The sequence below is a fragment of the Hungatella sp. genome (genome assembly GCF_046966825.1).
Map to the genome: position 1 here is coordinate 18,677 of NZ_JBKVCZ010000015.1, position 20,880 is coordinate 39,556.

Annotated in this window: 20 protein-coding genes; all 20 read right to left on the reverse strand. The window is 52.0% G+C overall.

Annotated elements, in window-relative coordinates; translation table 11 throughout:
• Nucleotide 1: 1 nt before the first annotated feature.
• The 20 genes from fliN to atpA all read right to left on the reverse strand — a co-directional run bounded on the left by fliN (nt 2) and on the right by atpA (nt 20,857).
• A complete protein-coding gene (gene fliN / locus ACLTD4_RS07015; protein ID WP_117623025.1) occupies nt 2–1,066 on the reverse strand; it encodes a flagellar motor switch protein FliN in 1,065 nt (354 codons plus the stop codon).
• 15 nt (nt 1,067–1,081) lie between these two features.
• Entirely contained in the window at nt 1,082–1,939 is an 858-nt protein-coding gene (locus ACLTD4_RS07020) for a motility protein A (RefSeq protein ID WP_055659104.1), read from the reverse strand.
• A 48-nt stretch (nt 1,940–1,987) separates the two neighbouring features.
• On the reverse strand, nt 1,988–2,194 hold the full coding sequence (locus ACLTD4_RS07025; RefSeq protein ID WP_002605108.1) for a flagellar FlbD family protein: 207 nt from the start codon (nt 2,192–2,194) through the stop codon (nt 1,988–1,990).
• Between the two features lie 15 nt (nt 2,195–2,209).
• On the reverse strand, nt 2,210–4,204 hold the full coding sequence (locus ACLTD4_RS07030; RefSeq protein ID WP_055659105.1) for a flagellar hook-basal body complex protein: 1,995 nt from the start codon (nt 4,202–4,204) through the stop codon (nt 2,210–2,212).
• A 72-nt stretch (nt 4,205–4,276) separates the two neighbouring features.
• Nucleotides 4,277–4,675, reverse strand: a complete 399-nt coding sequence (locus ACLTD4_RS07035; protein ID WP_055659107.1) for a TIGR02530 family flagellar biosynthesis protein — start codon at nt 4,673–4,675, stop codon at nt 4,277–4,279.
• Between the two features lie 27 nt (nt 4,676–4,702).
• Nucleotides 4,703–5,320: a flagellar hook assembly protein FlgD gene (locus ACLTD4_RS07040; protein WP_055659108.1), complete on the reverse strand. Its 618-nt coding sequence runs from the start codon at nt 5,318–5,320 to the stop codon at nt 4,703–4,705.
• A gap of 84 nt (nt 5,321–5,404) precedes the next feature.
• The gene (locus tag ACLTD4_RS07045) at nt 5,405–6,847 is read right to left on the reverse strand and encodes a flagellar hook-length control protein FliK (RefSeq protein ID WP_412331211.1); all 1,443 of its coding nucleotides are present in this window, start codon (nt 6,845–6,847) and stop codon (nt 5,405–5,407) included.
• A 33-nt stretch (nt 6,848–6,880) separates the two neighbouring features.
• The gene (locus tag ACLTD4_RS07050) at nt 6,881–7,333 is read right to left on the reverse strand and encodes a flagellar FliJ family protein (protein WP_055659112.1); all 453 of its coding nucleotides are present in this window, start codon (nt 7,331–7,333) and stop codon (nt 6,881–6,883) included.
• Nucleotides 7,334–7,343: 10 nt separating this feature from the next.
• Complete coding sequence (locus ACLTD4_RS07055; protein WP_055659114.1) at nt 7,344–8,645, reverse strand: FliI/YscN family ATPase; 1,302 nt, start codon at nt 8,643–8,645, stop codon at nt 7,344–7,346.
• A 20-nt stretch (nt 8,646–8,665) separates the two neighbouring features.
• A complete protein-coding gene (locus ACLTD4_RS07060) occupies nt 8,666–9,454 on the reverse strand; it encodes a FliH/SctL family protein (RefSeq protein WP_081034355.1) in 789 nt (262 codons plus the stop codon).
• Nucleotides 9,438–10,445: a flagellar motor switch protein FliG gene (gene fliG, locus ACLTD4_RS07065; protein WP_055659118.1), complete on the reverse strand. Its 1,008-nt coding sequence runs from the start codon at nt 10,443–10,445 to the stop codon at nt 9,438–9,440. The genes ACLTD4_RS07060 and fliG overlap by 17 nt, the downstream gene beginning before the upstream one ends.
• 1 nt (nt 10,446) lies before the next feature.
• Nucleotides 10,447–12,066 carry a flagellar basal-body MS-ring/collar protein FliF gene (fliF, locus tag ACLTD4_RS07070; RefSeq protein ID WP_055659120.1) on the reverse strand — a complete coding sequence of 540 codons (1,620 nt, stop codon included), beginning with the start codon at nt 12,064–12,066 and terminating at the stop codon, nt 10,447–10,449.
• 29 nt (nt 12,067–12,095) lie between these two features.
• Entirely contained in the window at nt 12,096–12,404 is a 309-nt protein-coding gene (locus tag ACLTD4_RS07075) for a flagellar hook-basal body complex protein FliE (protein WP_117623023.1), read from the reverse strand.
• A gap of 296 nt (nt 12,405–12,700) precedes the next feature.
• Complete coding sequence (locus ACLTD4_RS07080; protein WP_117623022.1) at nt 12,701–13,903, reverse strand: N-acetylmuramoyl-L-alanine amidase family protein; 1,203 nt, start codon at nt 13,901–13,903, stop codon at nt 12,701–12,703.
• A gap of 18 nt (nt 13,904–13,921) precedes the next feature.
• Nucleotides 13,922–15,151 carry an N-acetylmuramoyl-L-alanine amidase family protein gene (locus tag ACLTD4_RS07085; protein WP_117623021.1) on the reverse strand — a complete coding sequence of 410 codons (1,230 nt, stop codon included), beginning with the start codon at nt 15,149–15,151 and terminating at the stop codon, nt 13,922–13,924.
• Between the two features lie 80 nt (nt 15,152–15,231).
• Nucleotides 15,232–16,440, reverse strand: coding sequence for an NlpC/P60 family protein (locus ACLTD4_RS07090; protein ID WP_117623020.1), 1,209 nt, complete (start codon nt 16,438–16,440; stop codon nt 15,232–15,234).
• Between the two features lie 195 nt (nt 16,441–16,635).
• Nucleotides 16,636–17,034 carry an ATP synthase F1 subunit epsilon gene (atpC, locus tag ACLTD4_RS07095; protein WP_055659129.1) on the reverse strand — a complete coding sequence of 133 codons (399 nt, stop codon included), beginning with the start codon at nt 17,032–17,034 and terminating at the stop codon, nt 16,636–16,638.
• A gap of 11 nt (nt 17,035–17,045) precedes the next feature.
• Nucleotides 17,046–18,437, reverse strand: a complete 1,392-nt coding sequence (atpD, locus tag ACLTD4_RS07100) for a F0F1 ATP synthase subunit beta (RefSeq protein ID WP_055659131.1) — start codon at nt 18,435–18,437, stop codon at nt 17,046–17,048.
• Between the two features lie 46 nt (nt 18,438–18,483).
• The gene (gene atpG / locus ACLTD4_RS07105; protein WP_117623019.1) at nt 18,484–19,338 is read right to left on the reverse strand and encodes an ATP synthase F1 subunit gamma; all 855 of its coding nucleotides are present in this window, start codon (nt 19,336–19,338) and stop codon (nt 18,484–18,486) included.
• Between the two features lie 16 nt (nt 19,339–19,354).
• A complete protein-coding gene (gene atpA / locus ACLTD4_RS07110) occupies nt 19,355–20,857 on the reverse strand; it encodes a F0F1 ATP synthase subunit alpha (RefSeq protein ID WP_055659132.1) in 1,503 nt (500 codons plus the stop codon).
• Nucleotides 20,858–20,880: the final 23 nt, after the last annotated feature.

Here is a 20,880-nt window from a genome sequence, read left to right on the forward strand (position 1 = left end):
TTTATTCACCATTTCCAATAATACTTCTTGTATTTACGATTTCACTGATGCGGACCCCGAAATTATCGTCGATCACGACGACCTCCCCGCGGGCGATCAGCTGTCCATTTACGATGATATCCACCGGGGCATCCGCCTGCTTGTCAAGCTCCACCACCGTGCCGTTGTTAAAGTTCAGCACGTCCTTCAGTCTTCTTCTTGTCTTTCCGATCTCAACGGAGACGTTTAAGGGGACATCCATGATGAGGCCCAGATTACCGTTTATCGGCGGAGAAGCCTGGAAGACGGTCCGCCCGCCGTCCACCGCCGTAGAATTCACCTTGCGGCTCTCAGCCACGGATTGTAAGTGCTCTCTCCCGGCTGATGCTGGAACAGCGCCCGGCTGTACCGGCTTCACAAGAAGACTTTCCTCCATGGCTTTCGCCTCGGCCTCCGCCTTCTTATCCGCTTCCCTCCTGGCCTCTATCTCCTGATACATACAGTCTGCCGCCGTGGTGGATATGCATTCCATAAACTCAGATTCCACCATGTCCTTGATCTTCACACGGTAATGAATCACGATCGTCTTTGATTCGGGAGCTTCGCCGATGGCCGGGGACAGGTTCTGCCTGCCGTCCGATAAAATCAACTGGCAGTCCGATGACTCCATGGTATTGCCCAGGTATTCAGCCATGACCTCCACGGACGCGTGAACCATCTGGTTCATCAGCTCCGTGGCCGCGCTCATGGCGACCTCGTCGAACTCGAAATCCGGGTCGGGCAGATCATCGATTCCCATCAGCTCATTTAGGAACGCCTGCATATCCCGCTGGCGCAGGATAATGACCATATTGCCGGCAGCTCCGGAGGTCAGACAGCTCTTCACGAAAATGGCCGGTTCCAGAATCCCGTATTCCACTTCCTTCACCGTTATCTCCGTAATCTCCGGACCGCTGATCTCTATATCCGCCTTCAGAATCGATGACAGGGACTCCCCCGCCGCCTTCGCGTGCAGATTAATCAGTTCATCAAACACCTGCTGGTCCGTCATATTTATGATCCCCTGGTTTTCTACTTCCTTCGCCATCGCCATAAGCTCCTTTTATTCCTCATTCTTTCTGTTCTTCCGTCTGCTCTTTTTCTTCTGCTTTCCCTCTTCCTTCGCAGGATCCTTTTCCTCGTCCGTCTTCTTGCGGCTGGCCGGAAGCAGTTTATAAAGTTTTTCTTCTATGAATTTCGGATTTTCCCCTTCCTGGATTGCCAGAACGCCTTCCAGGACCAGTTGTTTACATAAAAACTCTTCATCATGTCTCGCCTTCAGCTTGCTCGCCACCGGCAGACACACAATATTGGCAAGAAGAGAGCCATAAAGGGTGGTGATCAGTGCAGTCGCCATGCCCTTTGCCAGGGCGTTGACGTCCTGCATGTTGCCCAGCATCAGGATTAAGCCGACCAGCGTACCGATCATACCGAACGCCGGCGCAAAGCTGGCCGCTTTCTCATAAAATCCCCGGTCCAGCGCATGGCGCTCATCTAACTGATCCAGCTCCGTCTCCATGACCTGGCGGACCTTTTCCGAATCCACGGAGTCCACCACCAGTAAGAGGCTGTTGTGCATAAATGGCTCGTCAATCTCATTTAATTTGTCCTCCAGGGAGAGGAGTCCCTTCATTCGGGCCTCTGTCGCCAGCTCCACGATCTGTTCAATGGACTGCTCCGGATCGAACTTATACGGTTTTATAATGATCTTTAAATGTTTCCCTATCTTTTTAAACGCCCCAGAGGGGAAGGACAGCATCATAACTCCGATGGTGCCTCCTAAGGTAATGGCCATACTTGGAATATCGATAAACGCCCTTAAATTGTGTAAGACCAGTTTCATGGCCTCCTGATCAAAGGTCATACCGAACAGTACCAGCACTACCGCCAAAATAAAACCCAGAATTGACATGATATCCATATCTGCTACATCCTTTTCTAAACTTTTCTTGTTGTATTTCCGCCGCGGCTATCCTTTTATCTGTTCAATCAGATCGCTGAACGTCTTTCTCCGGAATGCCGCTACCCGTTCGACTACCTCTTCCTTTGATTCCCGCACAATCAAGTGTTTGCCGTTAGTCAGAAGAATCGTGGTATCGGGGTTTTCCATAATCATCTCGATTAAATCACAGTTGAGGATGAACTCCTCTCCATTTAACTTACTTAAGGGAATCACCGATACCACCTCCTGTTATCGTTTCAGATTTACAAGTTCCTCCAGAATCGAGTCCGACACCGTAATGATACGCGAGTTGGCCTGGAAACCTCTCTGTGTTACGATCATATCGGAAAACTCTGTGGAGATGTCCACGTTGGACATCTCCAGTGAAGACGTCTTTAATGCTCCTGTTCCGTCCTCACCAGCCTGGCAGGCCTTGGCCTCGCCGGAGTTGGAGGTTGCCCGGAAATAAGAGTTGCCGTTCTCTTCCAGGCCGTACGGATTTTCAAAGGTAACGAGATCGATACGTCCGATCTGAATTTTTCCCTTGTCCGGATGGGTCGCTTCGATGATGCCGTTTCCAAGAATGGCGATCGATGCGCCGGAGAGGGAGATCGCGCCGCCTTCCGTACCGTTTTCCAGCGTAAAGGTACCGCTTCCGAGGCCTACATCGTTGGACTGTGTCGCCGCCGTGATGGTACCCGCATTGTCCTTGGGTATGAAAGAAGCGTATGTTTTATCCGCCTCATCCGCATTTAAAAATGCGGTATTAATGCCTGAATAGCCCTTGTGGTCGATTGTCAGGGTGGCGCCGCCCTCTTCCGTAAGCACCAGATCTCCGGCAGCGTCACCTTCGCTGATATCACCGGAGTACGTCTTGCCGCCGCTTACTGCGGTCACATGCCATTTTGCCTTGTTGCCTGCGCTGGCAGGAATCTTTACCGCGCTGTATTCGATGTTGTCGCCAGGGTTGATTCCCGAAGTACCATAGTCCTTGAGACTCATGCTCTTATTGAAGAATCCGGTTCCCGCTGCCGCAGGCATCGTCACATTGTGAAAGGACTGAGCCGTGTTTCCTGAACCGCCGTTAAAAGAAGATGTAATTGCGGTGTAACCCGGATGGCTCATCTCGATGTACTGTCCCGTACCGGATTCCTTCAGCCACATCTTGCCTGCGGTTGTGGTGTTCTCATTTATTTCGCCGACAAACTCCCGTCCGCCTACCGTCGCCGTCACTACCCAGGCCATCTTACCGCCGGTGCCCGGCTTCAATTCTGATTTAAAGTCCACCGGTCCCGCTGCGTCAAAGGCCGGGCTCGTGCTCATGCCGGAAAACTTCAGTCCGCCGAAGATACCATCCGCCGCATCCGTGGAGGTGGCAAATTCGAAGGTTCCTTCATTGATTCCAAAATGGTCGCCCAGCAGCTCCGCGCCGGTCAGCGGCTTCTGGAACACATTCTCCGCCGGTGTCGCGGTGATGGTAAAGTTTCCGCCCGGATGGGCCTTTCCGCCGCATCCACGGGTGATGGCGCTGTTCATCTTGCTGTTAAAGTCTGAAAGACTTGTAAATATGGCATTTTTATTCACATGCACGGTAATGCTGGAATCGTTGATATCGGAAGAATTTACGACGATATCGGAACCGGAAGGCAGATTATCCTCCGCCTTGAAGGTAATGGATACGTTAGCGTCCGTCGTCGCCTTCTCCGAAGTGATCGTAAACTGGGTTCCGTTGATATTCAGCGTCTTGGATGCCAGTCCGCTGGACTTGGTCGGAATGTTCAAATGGATCTTGTCGGAGGATGGCGCCTTTCCCAGCGGATCACCGGACACACCGAGAACCGTGTAACCGTTGGAGTCCACCAGGTTGCCGCTGTTGGAATCCAGCATTAAGTTTCCCGCTCTCGTGTAAAAGATATTTCCGTCCGCATCCATAACCTGGAAGAAGCCCTCGCCTGTGATCGCCACGTCCATAGGTCTGCCGGTGGACTGCAGCGCCGAACGGCTCATATCCAGATCGATGCCGCCTAACTGGGAACCGTAGCCAACCTGGCTGGCATTGGTTCCGCCTTTATTGTTGTCGCCGCCTGCGGCGCTCTGTAATGTCTGATAAAATACATCCTGGAAACGCGCACGGCTGGATTTAAATCCGTACGTGTTTACGTTGGCAATATTATTGCCGATAACATCCAGCTTCGTCTGGTGTGCTTTCATACCGGACACTGCGGAATATAATGATCTTAACATAGTTTATATCTCCTTTTCTAACCGCCTTACCCGTCCGTCAATCGGGGTAAGAATAGCCTCCAAAAGGACCGGCTATACCATAACGGTTCCGTCAATGTTTGTGAAGACAGTGCCTTTTAAGCTCTCCTCGTTCACAACTGTCACTACTCTGTTATTCTTTACATTTACAACAAATGCCGTGGAATCCATCAGGATTAACGGAGCCTTAAGCCCCTTTTCTCCGGCCAGTTTCACGCCCTCATTCAATCGTTCCAGCTTATCAGAAGACACATCCACGCTCCGCTCCATCACCCGCTCTACCGCGTGTCTGGAGAACGTCACCTGGCTTTCTTCCTTTAATTTCTGTTCCAGCAGTTCCTTGAATGCACTGCTTTCCTCCGTGCCCTCCGCCGGCCTGTTTCTCGCGGCTTCCCACGGTTTTCCTGTACATATGGGGGTATGAAGCATTTTGTTGTATATCATGGAATCCATTCTCTTACCTCCTTACTTCACAGTCTCTCATACCTTCGGATCCTTGTCTCCCGGATCGCTTCCGTCCTTGTCCCCGTCGCTGCCTGCATCCGGGTCCTTACCGTCATCCTTCTTTGCTTCCTCTGTCCTGATCTCCATAATCTCATCCATGCTGTAGGATTCTCCCTCCACATAGATCACGAATTTCCCGTCCAGAAGAGAAACCTTGTTTACGACGCCCTCCGTCTTCTTTAAGTCCCCGGCCACCGTGAATTTTGCAGCCGTAACCGTCTTGCCGACAAGCGAGGTCACATAGGTACTCTTGGCGTTATACGCCATCTCCTCCATCTGCTGCATGGTCGATATCTGGGCCAGCTGCGTTACATACTGGGTATCGTCCACCGGATTCATAAAATCCTGGTTTTTCAGCTGGGCTACCATCAGCGTCAGGAAATCGTCCATACTGACGGCCTTATCGGATGCGTCTCCAAACACTGCGTCTATGACATCATTGCTCCCAGAAGTACCATCGGTGCCTTCCGTGTCTTTATCGCTGTCATTCGATGCCTTTGCCGGTGTGTTGTCACCCAATGCTCCTGGTCCGCTGCTGCCGGAAGATGCAGTCCTTAAGTACGGATTCGTATAGTCTGGTATCTGTACTGACATGTCTCTCCTTTTCTTATCGTTCCTGTCCTTAGCATTTCTGCCCTTAGCATTTCTGTCCTTATCGTCCCTATCCTCATGGAGTATTTACACGTATGCATACAGTCTGCGTACCAGGCTTTCCGCCGCCATCCGCTCTGTCTCCTGTGCAAACACGCTGTCATCGGCCGTCAGTCCCCGATTCATACCGTGGTGGTAATGTCCCCGGGCCTGCTGCCCCTGATTCTGGTAAAGCTCCTGGCCAAATCCTGCAAAATCCATTCCGCCCTGGCTGTTGTGATATACCTCTTCCACCTCCGCGTGAAGCGGCTGCAGCATCTCTTTTAAGCTCATCATCTGGCTGTTCACCAGCTTCTCAGTCTCCGGGTTGGAGACTCCGATGCTGACTGACGTTCTGCCGTTTGCACTGGCCATATGTACGATGATCTCTCCCAACCCCTCGGGCTTCAGCTTGATGGTAAATTCCGACAGTTCCCGTTTCATGCCCTGCTCCACGCCTGCTTTCAGCTGTTCCGCCACAGGTGTGTGGATATCGGAAGCAGTATTGTCCACCGCCGGCACACCCCGGAATCCGCCCTGTCTCGGCGCGTTTATCTTATCCAGGTACGTCACGCCTTTTGCGTCTGAATTCTTCTTCAGCTCCTCCAGCATCTGGTTGTCCAGTGCCTCATCACCACCGGTCTCTTCTTCTGTCAGAACTCGTTTTCCAGCTCCCATGGTCTTCATCTGGTTCGACTGGTCCTTCAGCAGATCGGAAAATGTTCCCTCATCTCTGCCTGTGCCGTTCTTCTCCTGCACCGCCATATCATCGGCAGTAACCTGGGTTTCCGCTGCTGTGGGCTCCATAGCTTCTGTCTTTCGGCTGTTTCCTGTTTCTCCCGGTTTCTGGGCCGCTGTCCGGTAAATCGCCTGCTGATTCTTAAGCGCTTCCGATGTGTCCGCATTTACAGCTGCTGCCTGCTGAATCTCCGCATTTCCGGTGCGCTGTCCCGCTCCGGCCTCTGTTGTGGATGCTGTTTGATCCAGTATCCCTCCAGCCTCTGTTACCGCCAGCAGTCCGCCATCCTCTGCTTCCATGGCGTGCACCGTTGCCTCGGCCGGGTCTTCCGCCATAACTGCCGGCTGCTCTGCCATACCTTCCAGAACGGCTGCTGCTGCCGCGGCTTCAGCCTGCGCGGTTCTGTCATCGGCTTTTTCCGGCTCCTGCTTCTTTTCCGGCGTTTTCTTTACTGCCGTGTCATCCTGTCCGGAGTTTTCCGCCTTCACCGCATCATTTCCGGTGTCGGCCGCCTTCTGATCCGCCTGCGCATCTGTGATCTTCTGAGCGTCTGTGATCTTCTGCGCCTCCGCTGCCTTCTGCGTATTCTGTGTCTGTTTTCTGCTCTCTGACGCCTTTTTCCCCGCCTTTAACATCTCGGTGAAGGTATCGGCAAAATCGGCTTTCCCTGCATCTCTGCCTTTTCCATTGTCTGTAGTTCCAGACTGCTTCCAGCCAGTCCCCACAGCCTTCATGGCTGTTCCCATATTCATTCTCTTCTCACCGCCTTTCTCTCTGTGACATATTTATTGGGAAGCACCACGCCGCACGAAATTACCCGCAACATGTTCCGCTATGGTCTCCTGCTGCTCCTTCGCTTCGCCGCGGTGGTATTCCTCTAACTGTTTTTCCTTCAGCTTTTCCAGCTTCTTTACCTCTCTGGATGCCTCTGTCACGATCTGACGCTGCCGTTCCAGCCCTGCCTGTAAAAGCTTCAGTTCCTCCTCCATCTCCTCCAGTTGGTTCCTTGCACTTTCCAGTATAGAGAAACAGGCCTTCAGCATAAATATCGTCGTTCCCTCCGCCTCCCGCCTGGTTATATCCGCCTGCACGCCGGCGGCCTTATCGGCCATATCCCGTTTTTGGGCTTCCAGTGCATCCCGCTCTGCGGTCATCCTGCCTAAGATTCCCATCTCTTTTTCCAGATTCTGACTCTGGAAATTCAGCATACGCTCCAGTGAAAATGCAAACTTTTTCATAAGAACCTCACTATTCGGTCAGTTGGATCATACGGATGACGGCCTCATCAAGGGAGAAGCTCTCATCCGTCTTCTGCTGCAAAAACTCATATATTTTATCAATTCTCATAAGCGCGTCATCCAGTTCCTTATTGGTCCCCTTCTTATACGCTCCGATGGAAACGAGATCGATGTTGCTTTCATAGACCGAGAGAAGCTTTCGGATCTTTCCGGCCGCCGCTTTGTGCTCCGGCATCACAATGTCGCTCATCAGACGGCTGACGCTGGATAAGATGTCAATGGCCGGATACCGGTTCTGCGTCGCCACCTTTCTCGACAGCATGATATGGCCGTCGATAATGCCACGCACTGTATCGGACACCGGTTCATTGGCGTCGTCGCCTTCCACCAGAACCGTATAGATTCCAGTAATGGAGCCTGTCTCAAAATTACCTGAGCGCTCCAGCAGCTTCGGAAGCTCCGAGTAAATGGAAGGCGTGTAGCCCCTCGCTACCGGCGGTTCTCCGATACTTAGTCCTACTTCCCGCTGCGCCATGGCGAATCGGGTGAGGGAATCCATCATCAGAAGCACATCCATGCCCTGATCCTTGAAATACTCCGCGATTGTAGTAGCTGTCATGGTACATTTGGAACGCATCATCGCGGACTGGTTGGAGGTGGCCACTACCAGAACCGAGCGCTTTAAGCCTTCTTCTCCCAGATCCCGGTTGATGAATTCCACAACCTCGCGGCTTCTCTCACCAACCAGCGCGATGACATTGACATCCGCCTTCACATTCTTGGCGATCATGCCCATCAATGTACTCTTTCCCACGCCGCTTCCGGCGAAGATTCCCATTCTCTGCCCCTTGCCGATGGTTAAGAGGCCGTCGATGGCCTTGACTCCCATCTGGATCACGGTGTCGATTCTGGGCCGCTCCATGGGGTTGGAACGTTTTCCCGTTATGGGATAATAAGCGACTTCTCTCAAAGGCCCCTGCCCGTCGATGGGTATTCCCATGGCATCCACGGTACGGCCGATCAGCTCATTGGAGACCGGTATGAGAAGACGCTCCCCCGTATTGCGGACCGCGCTTCCGTATCCAATGCCTTCTGTCTCCTCGTAGGGCATCAGGAGTACCCTGTTTTCACGAAATCCCACGACCTCCGCCTTCACCGGAGGATTGTCTCCCGGGACATCGATGGTACAGACATCCCCGATCTTACAGGCAGGCCCCATGGCTTCCACCGTGGTTCCTACGATCTTGTCTATTTTCCCCAGATATGTATACAAATTGGCGTTCTGAACCGCCTGTCTCACATTCTCTATCATCTTATGCGCCGCCTGTCACACTATTTCAACAATTCCGCCAGCTGCCGCTTTAAATTCTCCAATTGCACAAACACGGAGGCGTCCACGATTCCTTCCTCCGTCTCAATCTGCACATAGCCAGGCTGCTGCTGCTCCGGTCTGATGCGGACGTATCCGCCGTTTCTGTCTCTTAATGGTTCCAGACGTCTCTCCAGTTCCTCCACCAGAGCGATGGAGTCGTCCGATAAATGCACGGTGATCTCATTCTTATCCCGCTCCGACATCACGGCCTGCTCCACTAAATCTGCCAGTCCCTCTGCACCGGCACCTACTTCTCTCTGCAGAATTTTTTCCGCGATTATAAGGGCCATCTCTGTAATTCTGGCTTTTATCTCCTCCGAGTACTCTTCCAGCTGGCGTCCCGCCTGTTCCACGGACCGTCCAATCTTTTTTAGCCCATCGGATATGTCCGCTTCGGCCCGGTTTATTCCGTCTTCATAGCCGTGTTCCTCTGCCTGCTGCTTCAGCCGCTCCGCTTCCGTCAGGGCCGTATTCACAATCTTATCCCGCTGGGCGTAAGCGTCCTCTAAAATCCGGGCGGCAGACTGTTCTGCCTGGTTTCTGGCATGTTCCAGAATCTTTCTCTTTTCTTCGGATATCAGTGCATAACGGGGCACCGCTCCATCCGCAGCTTCTCTGGCCGCGTTCCCCGGTTCCCCGCTTATCTCCTCCGCCTGGGCGGTCTCGGGGCCGGTCATCTGATAGGCCGGAACTCTTCCTTCCCCCAGCACCGTCTGTCCGGACTTGATTACCCTATACAATGATCTCATCCTTTCCATCCTTGGAGATTACGATCTCGCCCTCTTCCTCCAGACGGCGGATCACAGCCACGATTCTCTGCTGCGCCTCTTCCACGTCGCTCATACGAATATTATGCAGGTACTCCATATCGCTCTGTATGGATTCTCTCATACGGTTGGACATATTGGCAAAAATTGCACTCATTACATCCTTGTTGGACACCTTTAACGCAACCGCCAGATCCTTGGAATCTGTCTCTCTTAAGAAGCGCTGGATAGACAGCGGATCCAGGTATGCAATATCTTCAAATACAAACATCAGCTTGCGCACATCCTCGGCAAGCTGGGGATTCTTTAAGTTCAGTTCGTCAAAAATATCTCTCTCCGTGCTGCGGTCCACATGGTTCATAATGTCGGCGATGTAGTTGAGTCCGCCCACCTCCATGGTCTCCTCCGAAGATGAGGAGCCGATCTTCTTCTCCAGCACCTCTTCCGCGATCTTGATTGCCATCGGCAGAGCCCGGTCCATAGCTGCGATGCGCTCCACCACATCCACCCGTGTCTCCTGGGGCAGATTGGCGATAATCTTGGACGCCTGCTCCGGCGTGGCGTATGAAAGTATAAGCGCCAGCGTCTGCGGATGCTCGTTCTGTATAGCAGTCATCAGAGTCTTATAATCCACTTTTCTGATAAAACTGAATGCCTTGGTCTTAAGCGCCTTGCTGACCCGGTCCATCAAATTTCTGGCCTGCTGTTGGCCAAATGCCTTTTCCAGCACTTCCTTGGCGTAATCTTTTCCGCCCTCGGTAATCACCTTTTCCGTCACACAGCAATTATAAAAGTCCTTGGCTATGTCCTCCATCTCATCCGCTGCAAGGTGAGGGAGTCTCGTAATCTCCATGGACAGCTGCTCCACTTCATTCTCTGTCAGATACCGGAACACCTCGGAGGCCCGTTCCGTACCGAGCATGGATATGACGGCCGCAGCTTTTTCTGCTGGTCTTCTTTCTTCTGCCGGCATATTACTTCTTCTCCTCCTTCAGCCAGGTACTTATCATGGATGCGATAATCTCGGGATTGTCCTCTGCGAAGGAACGAACCTGATTCACCGGATCCTGGGGTTTTACCGGAACGTCGGCAATCTGATTCTCCACTGCGCGCTCTTCGGCACGTTCTGCAATGTCGCTGTCCAGATCAAAGGCATCTCCCTCAAACGGTCCGAAAAGCTCCTGGTCTTCTTTTCTCTGTTTCTTTCTTCTGTGGCGTAAAATGAGGAACAGAAGCACGAGGAATAAGAAAACACCGGCCGCGGCTCCCGCCACCAGCACGCGCGGATCGATTCCCCCGACGCCCGGAGCCGTCACCGGGATCACCGGCTTTTCCGGTTCCGAAGTTTTCTCCGACGCAATCTGCTGGAAGCTGGATACCACAATGTCTTCCTGTGCGATATTGGCAGCCTTCGACGCCGCGTCGATCAGCTGCTGCTTCTTCGACTCCGTCAGGTTATTGTCATTCACTGCGATGGCCACAGTGGCCTTCTGCAGCTTCACATTGTCTTTCTCGATCTGTTTCTTAATATAGCCAACCAGATAATCTACATCGCGGTAGTAATCGCCGTTAGCCCCATTGGCTCCGCCGGTTCCTGCCGCACCATACGTCGGAATATCTGTGTTATTCTCTTCCCCGGCCACACCGCCGGCGCCTCCGCCCTGGCCATTTACCGACTGGCCGGACTTATAGTGATCCACCACGCCCTGACCGTTGTCCTGTGGCTCATACTGCAGATCCTCGGTGATCATCTTATCGTAATCGATGACTACGGTAGCAGATACGCGGATCTGTCCCGGAGGATACGCCAGAGTCAGAACGTTCATAATCTTATCCTGAAGCCGCTTCTCCACCTTTGCCTCAAAATCCAGACGGCCCAGACCGTAGCTGGTCAGACCTCCCACATCGTCGGATACCATCTCCTGCATGGTCTCGGCGTTGACTACAGTCACGTTCTCCGGCAGAAGCCTGGGAACACTGTTGGCAATCAGGTTCTTGATCGCGCCCACCTTCTCCGGTGACAGCTCACAGGAGGGCATCAGCGTCAGGGAAACGGCGCCTGTACTGTCAGCCCCCTGATCGTCCCACACGTAGTTGCTGTCGTCGGATACATTTAATGTCACTATGGCGTTCTTAATGCCGTTCATGTCCTTCAGTGTCCGCTCAATTCTGTCCTGAAGGCTTAACAGAAGGTACTGGCGCTTTTCAAACTCTGTCGTTGTAAAGCCCATATTATCCGAAAAAATGTCAAAAGGAAGTGCCGTTTTCGGATATCCCAGTTCTGACATATCAAGCATAATGTCACCGACCTGGTTCTCCGGAACCGTCACTTCTCCTTCTGCATTTCTCTTCGCGCCGACTCCACGACCGTTCAGCACTGCGAGTATCTCGTTATTCTCTTCTCTTGAAATACCGGGGAAGAGCACCACGTATTCCCCATCTTTATTCGTATTTAACAGGATTGCCGCTGCCAGTGCGATAACAACCGCTGCCAGTATCCCAGCTGCCGCAGCTTTCTTTTTTTTGCTACCCAAAAGACGGCCGACCGTACCATTGCCGTCGACTGCCGTTTTTACTTTTTCTTTCATACCCATAGTTCCACCACTGCTATCTTTCTGTTATTTTAGATCTGCATTCCCATAATCTGAGTGTACGCACTGACTGCCTTACTGGTCAGCTGGGTCGTAAACTCAATTGCAGCAGCGAATTGTTCTGCCTGAATCAGGGCTGTATGTAAATTATCGATCTGTCCGGCAGCAAGCTTCACGTCCATTTCTCTGGTGTCTTTTACTGCCTGATCCGCTTCCTTTACCGCGTCCGTCAATATATTCTGAAAACTTTTATTCACCTGTTTCTGCGGGGTCTTGTCAAGTTTTTTCATCTCCTCCAAAGATGAAACTCCTTCCAGCCTCGTAATTGGTACTATAAACATATTTCCCCTCCAAGCCCCCCTCTTATTTTGCTTTTGGTTACAAAATTTGGTTATTTTTAGTATAACTTTTTAAAATCGTTACGTCAACTTAAAACTTAAGAAATTAGTCGGTTTTTGTAATAATTCTTACGTTTTTCCATAACTTTCCACCTGCTGACAAATTGAAAATGCAAATTTTTACCCCAAAAAAATATTGTCAGGCATCTATTGCAGCCATATAAACAAACAAAAATACCACCATATTTTATGGCTGTTTCCTGTTTCAGCCATAAAATACAGTGGTTTGTAATCATTTCTTAATGAACCCAGACTCCGTCAGAGTTCAGATAGTAGCCGCCGACGCTCGTCCCGCGCACCATCATTCCGGTATCCGGTGCAAAGTAATACCATTTTCCGTTATCCAGAAGCCACCCGGTGTGCATACTTCCGTCGCTGTCGAAGTAGTAAGTATTGCCGCCCAGCGTCATCCAGCCGGTCTGCATGCTTCCGTCCGCCGCCAGGTAATACCACTTCCGGTTATCCTGAAACCATCCGGTCTGCATCGCCCCGTTGCTGTCCAGGTAATAATATTTGCCGTTTTTCATCTGCCATCCGGTTAAAATGTAACCATCGTAATCAAACAGATACCATAAGCCGCCGATGTTCTGCCACGTATTAGCAGGATAGCTTCCGTCCGCGTTGCGGTACCACCAGCCATCGGAATTCTTCACCCATCCGATGTTAGCCGGTGTCAGATTTGCATTCTGCCTGCCCGCTCCCAGGCTGTATGTCTGGTCGTCATCGATATCCTGTTCATCAGAATATACCCAGTCACCGCTGGTTATGTACCCCTGTTCCTCCGTATCCTTCGGGATTGCACGGACACGGAACTGGTAGCGGCCCGCCTGGGTCATAAAGGGATAAAAATCATAGGTAGTGGCGTTAACCTTTGCCACGCCCTGAATCATCTGGCCATCGCGGTACAGCTTCAGTTCATACGCTCCTGCGTAGGGAACCTCTTCCCATGTGCCTTTTCCCAGCGGATAGCCTACCCACTCCGCGGAATTCGTAATATCCAGCGTGCCGGAGGCCGGTGTCAGTTTTACGGTCAGAAGGAGTGTCTCATTATTATTCTGGCGTTTTACCGAGCCATAGGTCGCTCCCGATATCTGGAACTTCCCCGCTCCTGTGGTCTTCTCGAAATAACAGCCGCTTCTGGCATGGATCTCGATCTGTACCTTTGGCACGTCGCCCGGTTCCCAGTATTCCTTATTGCCGCTGACCCACGTGTAAGCTCCGATGGTATAGAGATTGCTGTCAGTCGTCACATAGACCGTAGCCGCATCCAGATCGTAGTCGGCCTTCACATCGGAACGCACCTTGATCGACACGGAAGTGATCGGTGTTCTCGTCTCATTTTTCACCGCTGCCAGAGCTGTGCCTGAAGCGCCCGGCATCACTGCCGTCAGCAAGCCACACGCCAGAACAGCTGCGGCAGCCCGTCTTAACCTGCGTAACATATCTTGTCCTCCTGTCTGCTACGGTATCCAGATACCATCCGGATTAATGTAATACTTTTCAACGACTCTGTCCTTCACCATCCGTCCGCTGTCCGGATCCAGATAGTACCAGTTGTCCTTATAGCGGATCCAGCCAACTGCCATGCTGCCGTCCGGATTCATGTAATACCAGTCGTCGCCCTGCTGAAGCCATCCGCCGGACACTTTCCCCACCTGCGGGTCCAGATAATACCATACCCGGTTGTACTGGAACCATCCGGTCACCATGTCGCCGTTGGTCGTCAGGTAATATTCCCGGCCGTTCTTCGTCTGCCATCCGGTCAGCATGTAGCCGCCCATGTCAAATAAATACCATTTATCATTGATTAACTGCCAGCTGTTTACCGGGTACGTTCCGTCCGCATTCCGGTACCACCAGCCATTCCTGTCCTGTTCCCATCCGGGATTCTGTGAACCGGGACCGTCTCCCTGCCCGGGCCCCTGGCTGCCGCTGCCCGAGCTGCCGCCGGAACTGCCGTTTCCTGAGGACTTCCGTGTCTCCGCCGCCTCGGCATCCCGTTTTGTAATCTCCTGATTATCGGATTCTGTCCACTCTCCGGCTTTTAAATAATCCGCTTCCGACTCCGTCTTCGCCACGGCTCTCACTTTGAAATAGTAATCGCCACGCGTCGTCATATGAGAGAAGAAATCATAATTGGTGGAGGACGTCTTTTCCACCCGGTACACCATGCGGTCTCCGCAGTAAAGCTTTACTTCATAGGCCGGGGCGTTTTCCACCTTACTCCATCTCGCCTTACCCAGTGGTGTCGACTCCCAGTAAGCGCTCTCCACGGTTCCCAGCGTCCCTTTCACGCCCTTCAGTTTTACGGACAGTATCAGGGAATGGTTGTCCGTCCCCTTCTTTGCTGAAGAATAGACAGCCCCCTTTACGGTGGCCTTTCCGGCGTTAATGGAGTTGAAATAGTATCCTTCCTCTGCCTCCAGCATGATGTTTACCTTCGGAGTCTCCCCTGCCTTCCAACTTCCCCTGGAATTTGCGAAATCACACGATACCACCCGGTATTTTGAGCTGTTTGATGTGGCCGAGACTGTTCCCTCATCGGCTTCCGCTTCCACCGAAGAAGTGACTGTGACCGACACGGTCCTGATTGCCTCTTCTGCGTATGTAACCATGGAAAAACCGGCTGCCATGATTGTTATAGCGGCAAGAAGCAGCCACAGTCTGCCGGATTTGTTCTTGTATCTCATCTTGTCTTCCCCCTGCTCATTTCATTTGTTTAAATCTTCTCTTTTTTATGCTCTCCGTTAATCCGCTCTCCGCGGGCCGCCTACCATGGCCTCCGTATCGACACGATCGTGCGGTACGCCGGATTGTCATCCACCCGGATTCCCGCTTTTGCCGAGCGCGCGTGGACAATTCTGCCGCCTCCGATATACATGGCTACATGGCCCGGATAACAGACCAGATCTCCCGGTTCCATCTCTTCATATGCAATTTCCCTGCCAAAACTGGCCTGCTCGGCGGACGTTCTCGGAATCGATACACCGAAGTGGCGGTAGACCGACTGAACGAACCCGGAGCAGTCCGCTCCTGAGGTCAGGCTGGTGCCGCCCCACACATAGGGGTTCCCGATAAACTGCAGTGCGTAGTCCGCGACATTCCGTCCGAATTCCGAACCACCCGTGCTCTTGATCCTTCCAGGGCCGCTGTTCTGCTCTTTTGCCCCGCGTTCCTCTTCCGCCCTGCGTTTCTCTTCCGCCCTGCGTTCCTCTTCCCGCTTTCTTTCCTCTTCCTTCTGAAGAAGCCGGATCTCCTCCGTCCTCTTCCTTATAATCTCGGCCTGGCTGCCGGCTTCCGCCTTTGCCGCCCTGAGTCTGCGGTCGAAATCAGACTCTTCCGCCCTTTTTTTCGTAATCATGTTCCGAAGCGTCTTTTCCCGGACTCCATATTCCTGTTTTAAGCTCTGAAGCTCCGACTGCCGCTCCTCCAGAACTTCCTTCCGGCCCAGCGCATCGTCCTTCGTCTTCTCATACTCTGAAATCAGCTTCCTGTCATACTCATAGAGCTGCTGAAAATACTCATTCCCATTGATTACATCGCCGATAGTTTTCGCCTTCAGAAGGATGTCCAGATAGGTGACATCGCCTTCTTCATAAATATACTGGATCCGCTTCTTCAGTATCTCGTACTGACGCTTCCGCTTTTCCTCCGCCTTCTGGTATTCCTCTTCCTCTTTCTCAATCTGCCGCGTCATATCGGACATATCTGTCTCCAGCAGGTCCATATCAGTCAGCAAATCTGTCAGTTCCTGATCCAGCTGGCCCGCCTGCACCGCGGCTTCCCCTTTTTTCTTCTCCAGTTCCTCCGCTTCCCCGTTTACCGCCTCGTACCTCTCCTCCGCTTCCTTTTTCTGACGCTCCGCTTCGGATATGGGAGAGGCCGCCGAAGCAAACGAAAGCATCTGCCCCAGGCAGACCACTGCGGCTGCATAAAAAAGAAAACGGCAGTACTGAACCGGTTTCTGATACCCCATCATTTGTAATCCCCTGACTCATATCATAATTATAAACGGTGTAACCGTTTGCTGATATCAGTGTACCATAGCTGGGGAATAATTTCAAATTAAGAATAAATTACTAAAATATTCCAAATTCTGTAACCTGCAGCAGTAAAATAAAAAGACCGGCATCCGACACATCACGTATCGGACACCAGTCCATTCGCATCAATCCTATTTTCTGAGCGAAAGCCTTACAAGCGCTCTTCTCAGCGCCAGTTCCGCCCTCATGGTATCAATTTCGCCGCTCTCTTCTTTCAGGCGGCGCTCCGCACGGATTCTCGCTTCCTCCGCACGGTTACCATCGATCTCGTCCGGCCACTCGGCCACTTCGGCCATAATGGTGATTCTCTCCGGGAGAATCTCAATAAATCCGGACATCAGAGCCGCCTCCTTAACCTCGCCCTCCTCATGAATCTTTAAGACTCCGGGAGCCACGATAGCTGTCAGCGGGATATGATTTCTGTATACACCGATGTCCCCCTCCGTTGTCGTAAGTTCCACCATGGAAGCTTCTCCATCGTAAAATCTCCGCTCGGGAGTAATCACATGCAGTTTGAATAAATCAGCCATATTCCCACCCCCTATTTCACACGGGCAAGAACATCATCCATACTACCTGCATTTAAGAAATAGCTTTCAGGAATATCGTCATGTTTGCCTTCCAGAATCTCCTTGAAGCCCTGAATCGTATCAGCAAGCGGAACGTAACGGCCTTCCAGACCGGTAAACTGTCCTGCCACGAAGAACGGCTGGGATAAGAATCTCTGAATCTTTCTCGCACGGGAAACGGTAAGCTTATCCTCTTCTGAAAGCTCATCCATACCCAGCATGGCGATGATATCCTGTAACTCTTTATACTTCTGAAGTACTTCCTGCACGCCGCGGGCTACCTTGTAGTGTTCTTCACCCACGATACGCGGGTCTAAGATACGGGAGGTGGACTCCAGCGGATCTACAGCCGGATAGATACCAAGCTCTACGATCGCACGGCTTAAAACGGTGGTCGCATCCAGATGGGCAAATGTGTTTGCCGGAGCCGGGTCAGTCAAGTCATCGGCCGGCACGTAAACAGCCTGTACGGATGTGATGGAACCGTTCTTTGTCGATGTAATACGCTCCTGGAGAGCGCCCATCTCCGTCTGCAGGGTCGGCTGGTATCCAACCGCGGATGGCATACGGCCAAGCAGAGCGGAAACCTCGGAACCTGCCTGTGTGAAACGGAAGATGTTGTCGATGAACAGAAGGACGTCCTTTCCTGCCTGGTCACGGAAATACTCTGCCATGGTCAGTCCGGTCAGTCCGACTCTCATTCGGGCTCCCGGCGGCTCGTTCATCTGTCCGAACACCATGGTCGTCTTATTGATAACGCCTGATTCCTGCATCTCATAGTATAAGTCGTTGCCCTCACGGGTACGCTCACCAACGCCGGTGAATACGGAATATCCGCCGTGCTCTGTAGCGATGTTACGAATCAGCTCCTGAATTAATACGGTTTTACCTACACCGGCGCCGCCGAACAGACCGATCTTACCGCCCTTCTGATAGGGGCAGAGAAGGTCGACTACCTTGATACCTGTCTCCAGGATCTCGGTCTCTGTGGACTGCTCTTCAAATGTAGGAGCCGGTCTGTGGATCGGTAAGTACTCTTTCACTACCGGCTTTGGTTTATTATCGATGGGATCACCCAGTACGTTAAAGATACGTCCCAGGGTCTCTTCACCGACCGGTATCGTGATCGGCGCACCCGTTGCGACGGCTTCCATACCACGCACCAGTCCATCGGTCGAACCCATGGCGATACATCTTACGGTATCATCGCCAAGGTGCTGGGATACTTCCACAACCAGGCGGTTTCCGTTTTTCATCGTGATGTCGATCGCATCATTGATGCTCGGAAGCCTGCCCTGGCTGAACTTGATATCCAGTACGGCACCGATGATCTGGGTGATCTTACCAATATTTTGTTCTGCCATCTTGTTTCTCCTTTATTTTATAATGAAATTCGATTCAGCTGCATGCCTATGATATCGCATTGGCACCTGCAATGATCTCGGTAAGCTCCTGAGTAATGGAGCCCTGTCTTGCACGGTTGTACGCCAAACCAAGTTCTTCAATCATCTCTTCCGCGTTATTCGTCGCAGAATCCATGGCTGTCATTCGAGCGCCGTTCTCACTTGCCACAGCCTCTAAAAGCGCGCCATAAATCAAGCTGCTCATATATTTCGGAATGATGGAATCCAGCACCTGATCTTCATTCGGTTCGTAGTTCATGAGCACCAGGTCCGTCTTTTCGCTGTCTTTGCCGGCTTCCACGGGAAGCAGCTTTTTCAGCGTCGGAATATGGGTCACCGTATTTTTGAATGAAGTGTAAGCCAGATAGATTTCACCGATCTGGTTCTGACCAAACGAATCCAGAAGTTCCGCAGTCACATCCGCCGCGTCGCGGTAGATCGGCTCATTGATAACCTCGGAATAGTCCTCGGCGATCGCATAGCCTTTTCTCACAAAGGAATCCTTTCCCTTACGGCCGATTGCATAGATGACGGTGTTCTCCGGAGTAAGTCCCTCCGTGCCCGTTACCAGCTTGACGATGTTGTTGTTATAACCGCCCGCCAGTCCACGGTTGGAAGTGATGGCGATTACCGCCTTCTTCTTCGAGTCTCCCGCCTTTAAATACTTGTGCTCAATACTGCCGGATTTGCGCAGCATGGAACAGATGGTATCGTACATCAGGTCGTAATACGGTTTTGATTCTTCCGCCTTCGCTCTGGACTTCTGCAGCTTCACGGTGGATACAAGCTTCATGGCTTTCGTAATCTGCTCGGTGCTTTGAATACTTTCTTTTCTATGTTTGATATCCCTCATGGATGCCATGATTCTTCACCTGCCTTTAATAAGCCTCCGCTTTACACTCGTTAATCGCCTTCGTCAGCAGTGCATCCGTCTCCTCGGTAATCTGCTTCGTCTCACGGATGGATGCCGGAATCTGCGGATATTTGCTGTCGATAAAGCTGAATAATGCCCTTTCAAAATCAAGAATGCGGTGAGTTGGAATGTCAAGCAGCAGTTTTCTGGTTGCCGCGAAAATAATCATGACCTGATATTCTACCGGCATCGGCTGATACTGGCCCTGCTTTAACACTTCCTTGATTCTCTCGCCCTGTGCCAGCTGTTCCGTGGTCTCCTTGTCAAGCTCTGAGCCGAACTGGGCAAAGCTTGCAAGCTCGCGGTACTGAGCCAGCTCCACACGGATGGGAGCGGCAATCTTCTTCATCGCCTTGATCTGAGCCGCACCGCCTACACGGGATACGGACAGACCTGCGTTGATAGCCGGACGGAAGCCGGAGTTGAACATCTCTGTCTCCAGATAAATCTGGCCGTCAGTAATAGAGATAACGTTTGTCGGAATATAGGCCGAAACGTCACCTGCCTGAGTCTCAATAATCGGAAGAGCCGTTAAGGAGCCGCCGCCTAAAGCGTCGGATAACTTACTTGCTCTCTCTAAAAGTCTTGAATGGAGATAGAATACATCGCCCGGATATGCCTCACGTCCCGGTGGTCTCTTGAGCAGTAAGGACAGGGTACGGTAAGCCGCGGCATGTTTACTTAAGTCATCGTAAACAACCAGCACGTCCTCGCCGTTCTCCATCCACTCCTCGCCGATGGCGCATCCGGAGTATGGAGCAATATACTGAAGAGGAGCCAGGTCGGAAGCCGTGGATACCACGATGGTGGTGTAATCCATAGCGCCGTACTCCTCAAGAGTCTTAACAATGGTAGCAACCGTAGAAGCCTTCTGGCCGATGGCCACATAGATACAGTGAACGCCCTGGCCCCTCTGGTTGATGATGGTATCGATGGCAATCGCCGTCTTACCTGTCTGACGGTCGCCGATAATTAATTCACGCTGTCCTCTTCCGATGGGGATCATGGCGTCGATCGCCTTGATACCGGTCTGAAGCGGCGTGTCCACTGATTTTCTGTCAATTACGCCGTGAGCAACTCGCTCGATCTGACGGAATTTATCTGTCTGGACCGGTCCCTTGCCATCTACCGGCTGTCCCAGCGCGTTCACCACGCGGCCGGTCATCGCATCGCCGACAGGAACTTCCACCACGCGGCCGGTCGTCTTAACGGTATCGCCCTCGCTGATGTCTCCGGCACCGAGTAAAACGGCGCCCACGTTATCCTCTTCCAGGTTGAGTACCATGCCGTAGATCTCTCCCGGGAACTCTAAAAGTTCACCCTGCATGGCGTTCTCAAGACCGTGGATACGTGCAATTCCGTCCGCTACCTGAATGACTGTACCAACATCAGAGACTTCCAGCTTTGTAGAATATCTTTCAATCTGTTCCTTGATGACAGAACTGATCTCTTCTGGTCTTAAATTCATTAAGGTTTGCACCTTCCTTCTAT

Coding starts and splice junctions, on each gene's coding strand:
- fliN (WP_117623025.1), bottom strand. CDS start 1,066: ATGGCGAAGGAAGTAGAAAACCAGGGGATCATAAATATGACGGACCAG.
- ACLTD4_RS07020 (WP_055659104.1), bottom strand. CDS start 1,939: ATGGATATCATGTCAATTCTGGGTTTTATTTTGGCGGTAGTGCTGGTA.
- ACLTD4_RS07030 (WP_055659105.1), bottom strand. CDS start 4,204: ATGTTAAGATCATTATATTCCGCAGTGTCCGGTATGAAAGCACACCAG.
- ACLTD4_RS07035 (WP_055659107.1), bottom strand. CDS start 4,675: ATGGATTCCATGATATACAACAAAATGCTTCATACCCCCATATGTACA.
- ACLTD4_RS07040 (WP_055659108.1), bottom strand. CDS start 5,320: ATGTCAGTACAGATACCAGACTATACGAATCCGTACTTAAGGACTGCA.
- ACLTD4_RS07045 (WP_412331211.1), bottom strand. CDS start 6,847: ATGAATATGGGAACAGCCATGAAGGCTGTGGGGACTGGCTGGAAGCAG.
- ACLTD4_RS07050 (WP_055659112.1), bottom strand. CDS start 7,333: ATGAAAAAGTTTGCATTTTCACTGGAGCGTATGCTGAATTTCCAGAGT.
- ACLTD4_RS07055 (WP_055659114.1), bottom strand. CDS start 8,645: ATGATAGAGAATGTGAGACAGGCGGTTCAGAACGCCAATTTGTATACA.
- ACLTD4_RS07060 (WP_081034355.1), bottom strand. CDS start 9,454: ATGAGATCATTGTATAGGGTAATCAAGTCCGGACAGACGGTGCTGGGG.
- fliG (WP_055659118.1), bottom strand. CDS start 10,445: ATGCCGGCAGAAGAAAGAAGACCAGCAGAAAAAGCTGCGGCCGTCATA.
- fliF (WP_055659120.1), bottom strand. CDS start 12,066: ATGGGTATGAAAGAAAAAGTAAAAACGGCAGTCGACGGCAATGGTACG.
- ACLTD4_RS07075 (WP_117623023.1), bottom strand. CDS start 12,404: ATGTTTATAGTACCAATTACGAGGCTGGAAGGAGTTTCATCTTTGGAG.
- ACLTD4_RS07080 (WP_117623022.1), bottom strand. CDS start 13,903: ATGTTACGCAGGTTAAGACGGGCTGCCGCAGCTGTTCTGGCGTGTGGC.
- ACLTD4_RS07085 (WP_117623021.1), bottom strand. CDS start 15,151: ATGAGATACAAGAACAAATCCGGCAGACTGTGGCTGCTTCTTGCCGCT.
- ACLTD4_RS07090 (WP_117623020.1), bottom strand. CDS start 16,440: ATGATGGGGTATCAGAAACCGGTTCAGTACTGCCGTTTTCTTTTTTAT.
- atpC (WP_055659129.1), bottom strand. CDS start 17,034: ATGGCTGATTTATTCAAACTGCATGTGATTACTCCCGAGCGGAGATTT.
- atpD (WP_055659131.1), bottom strand. CDS start 18,437: ATGGCAGAACAAAATATTGGTAAGATCACCCAGATCATCGGTGCCGTA.
- atpG (WP_117623019.1), bottom strand. CDS start 19,338: ATGGCATCCATGAGGGATATCAAACATAGAAAAGAAAGTATTCAAAGC.
- atpA (WP_055659132.1), bottom strand. CDS start 20,857: ATGAATTTAAGACCAGAAGAGATCAGTTCTGTCATCAAGGAACAGATT.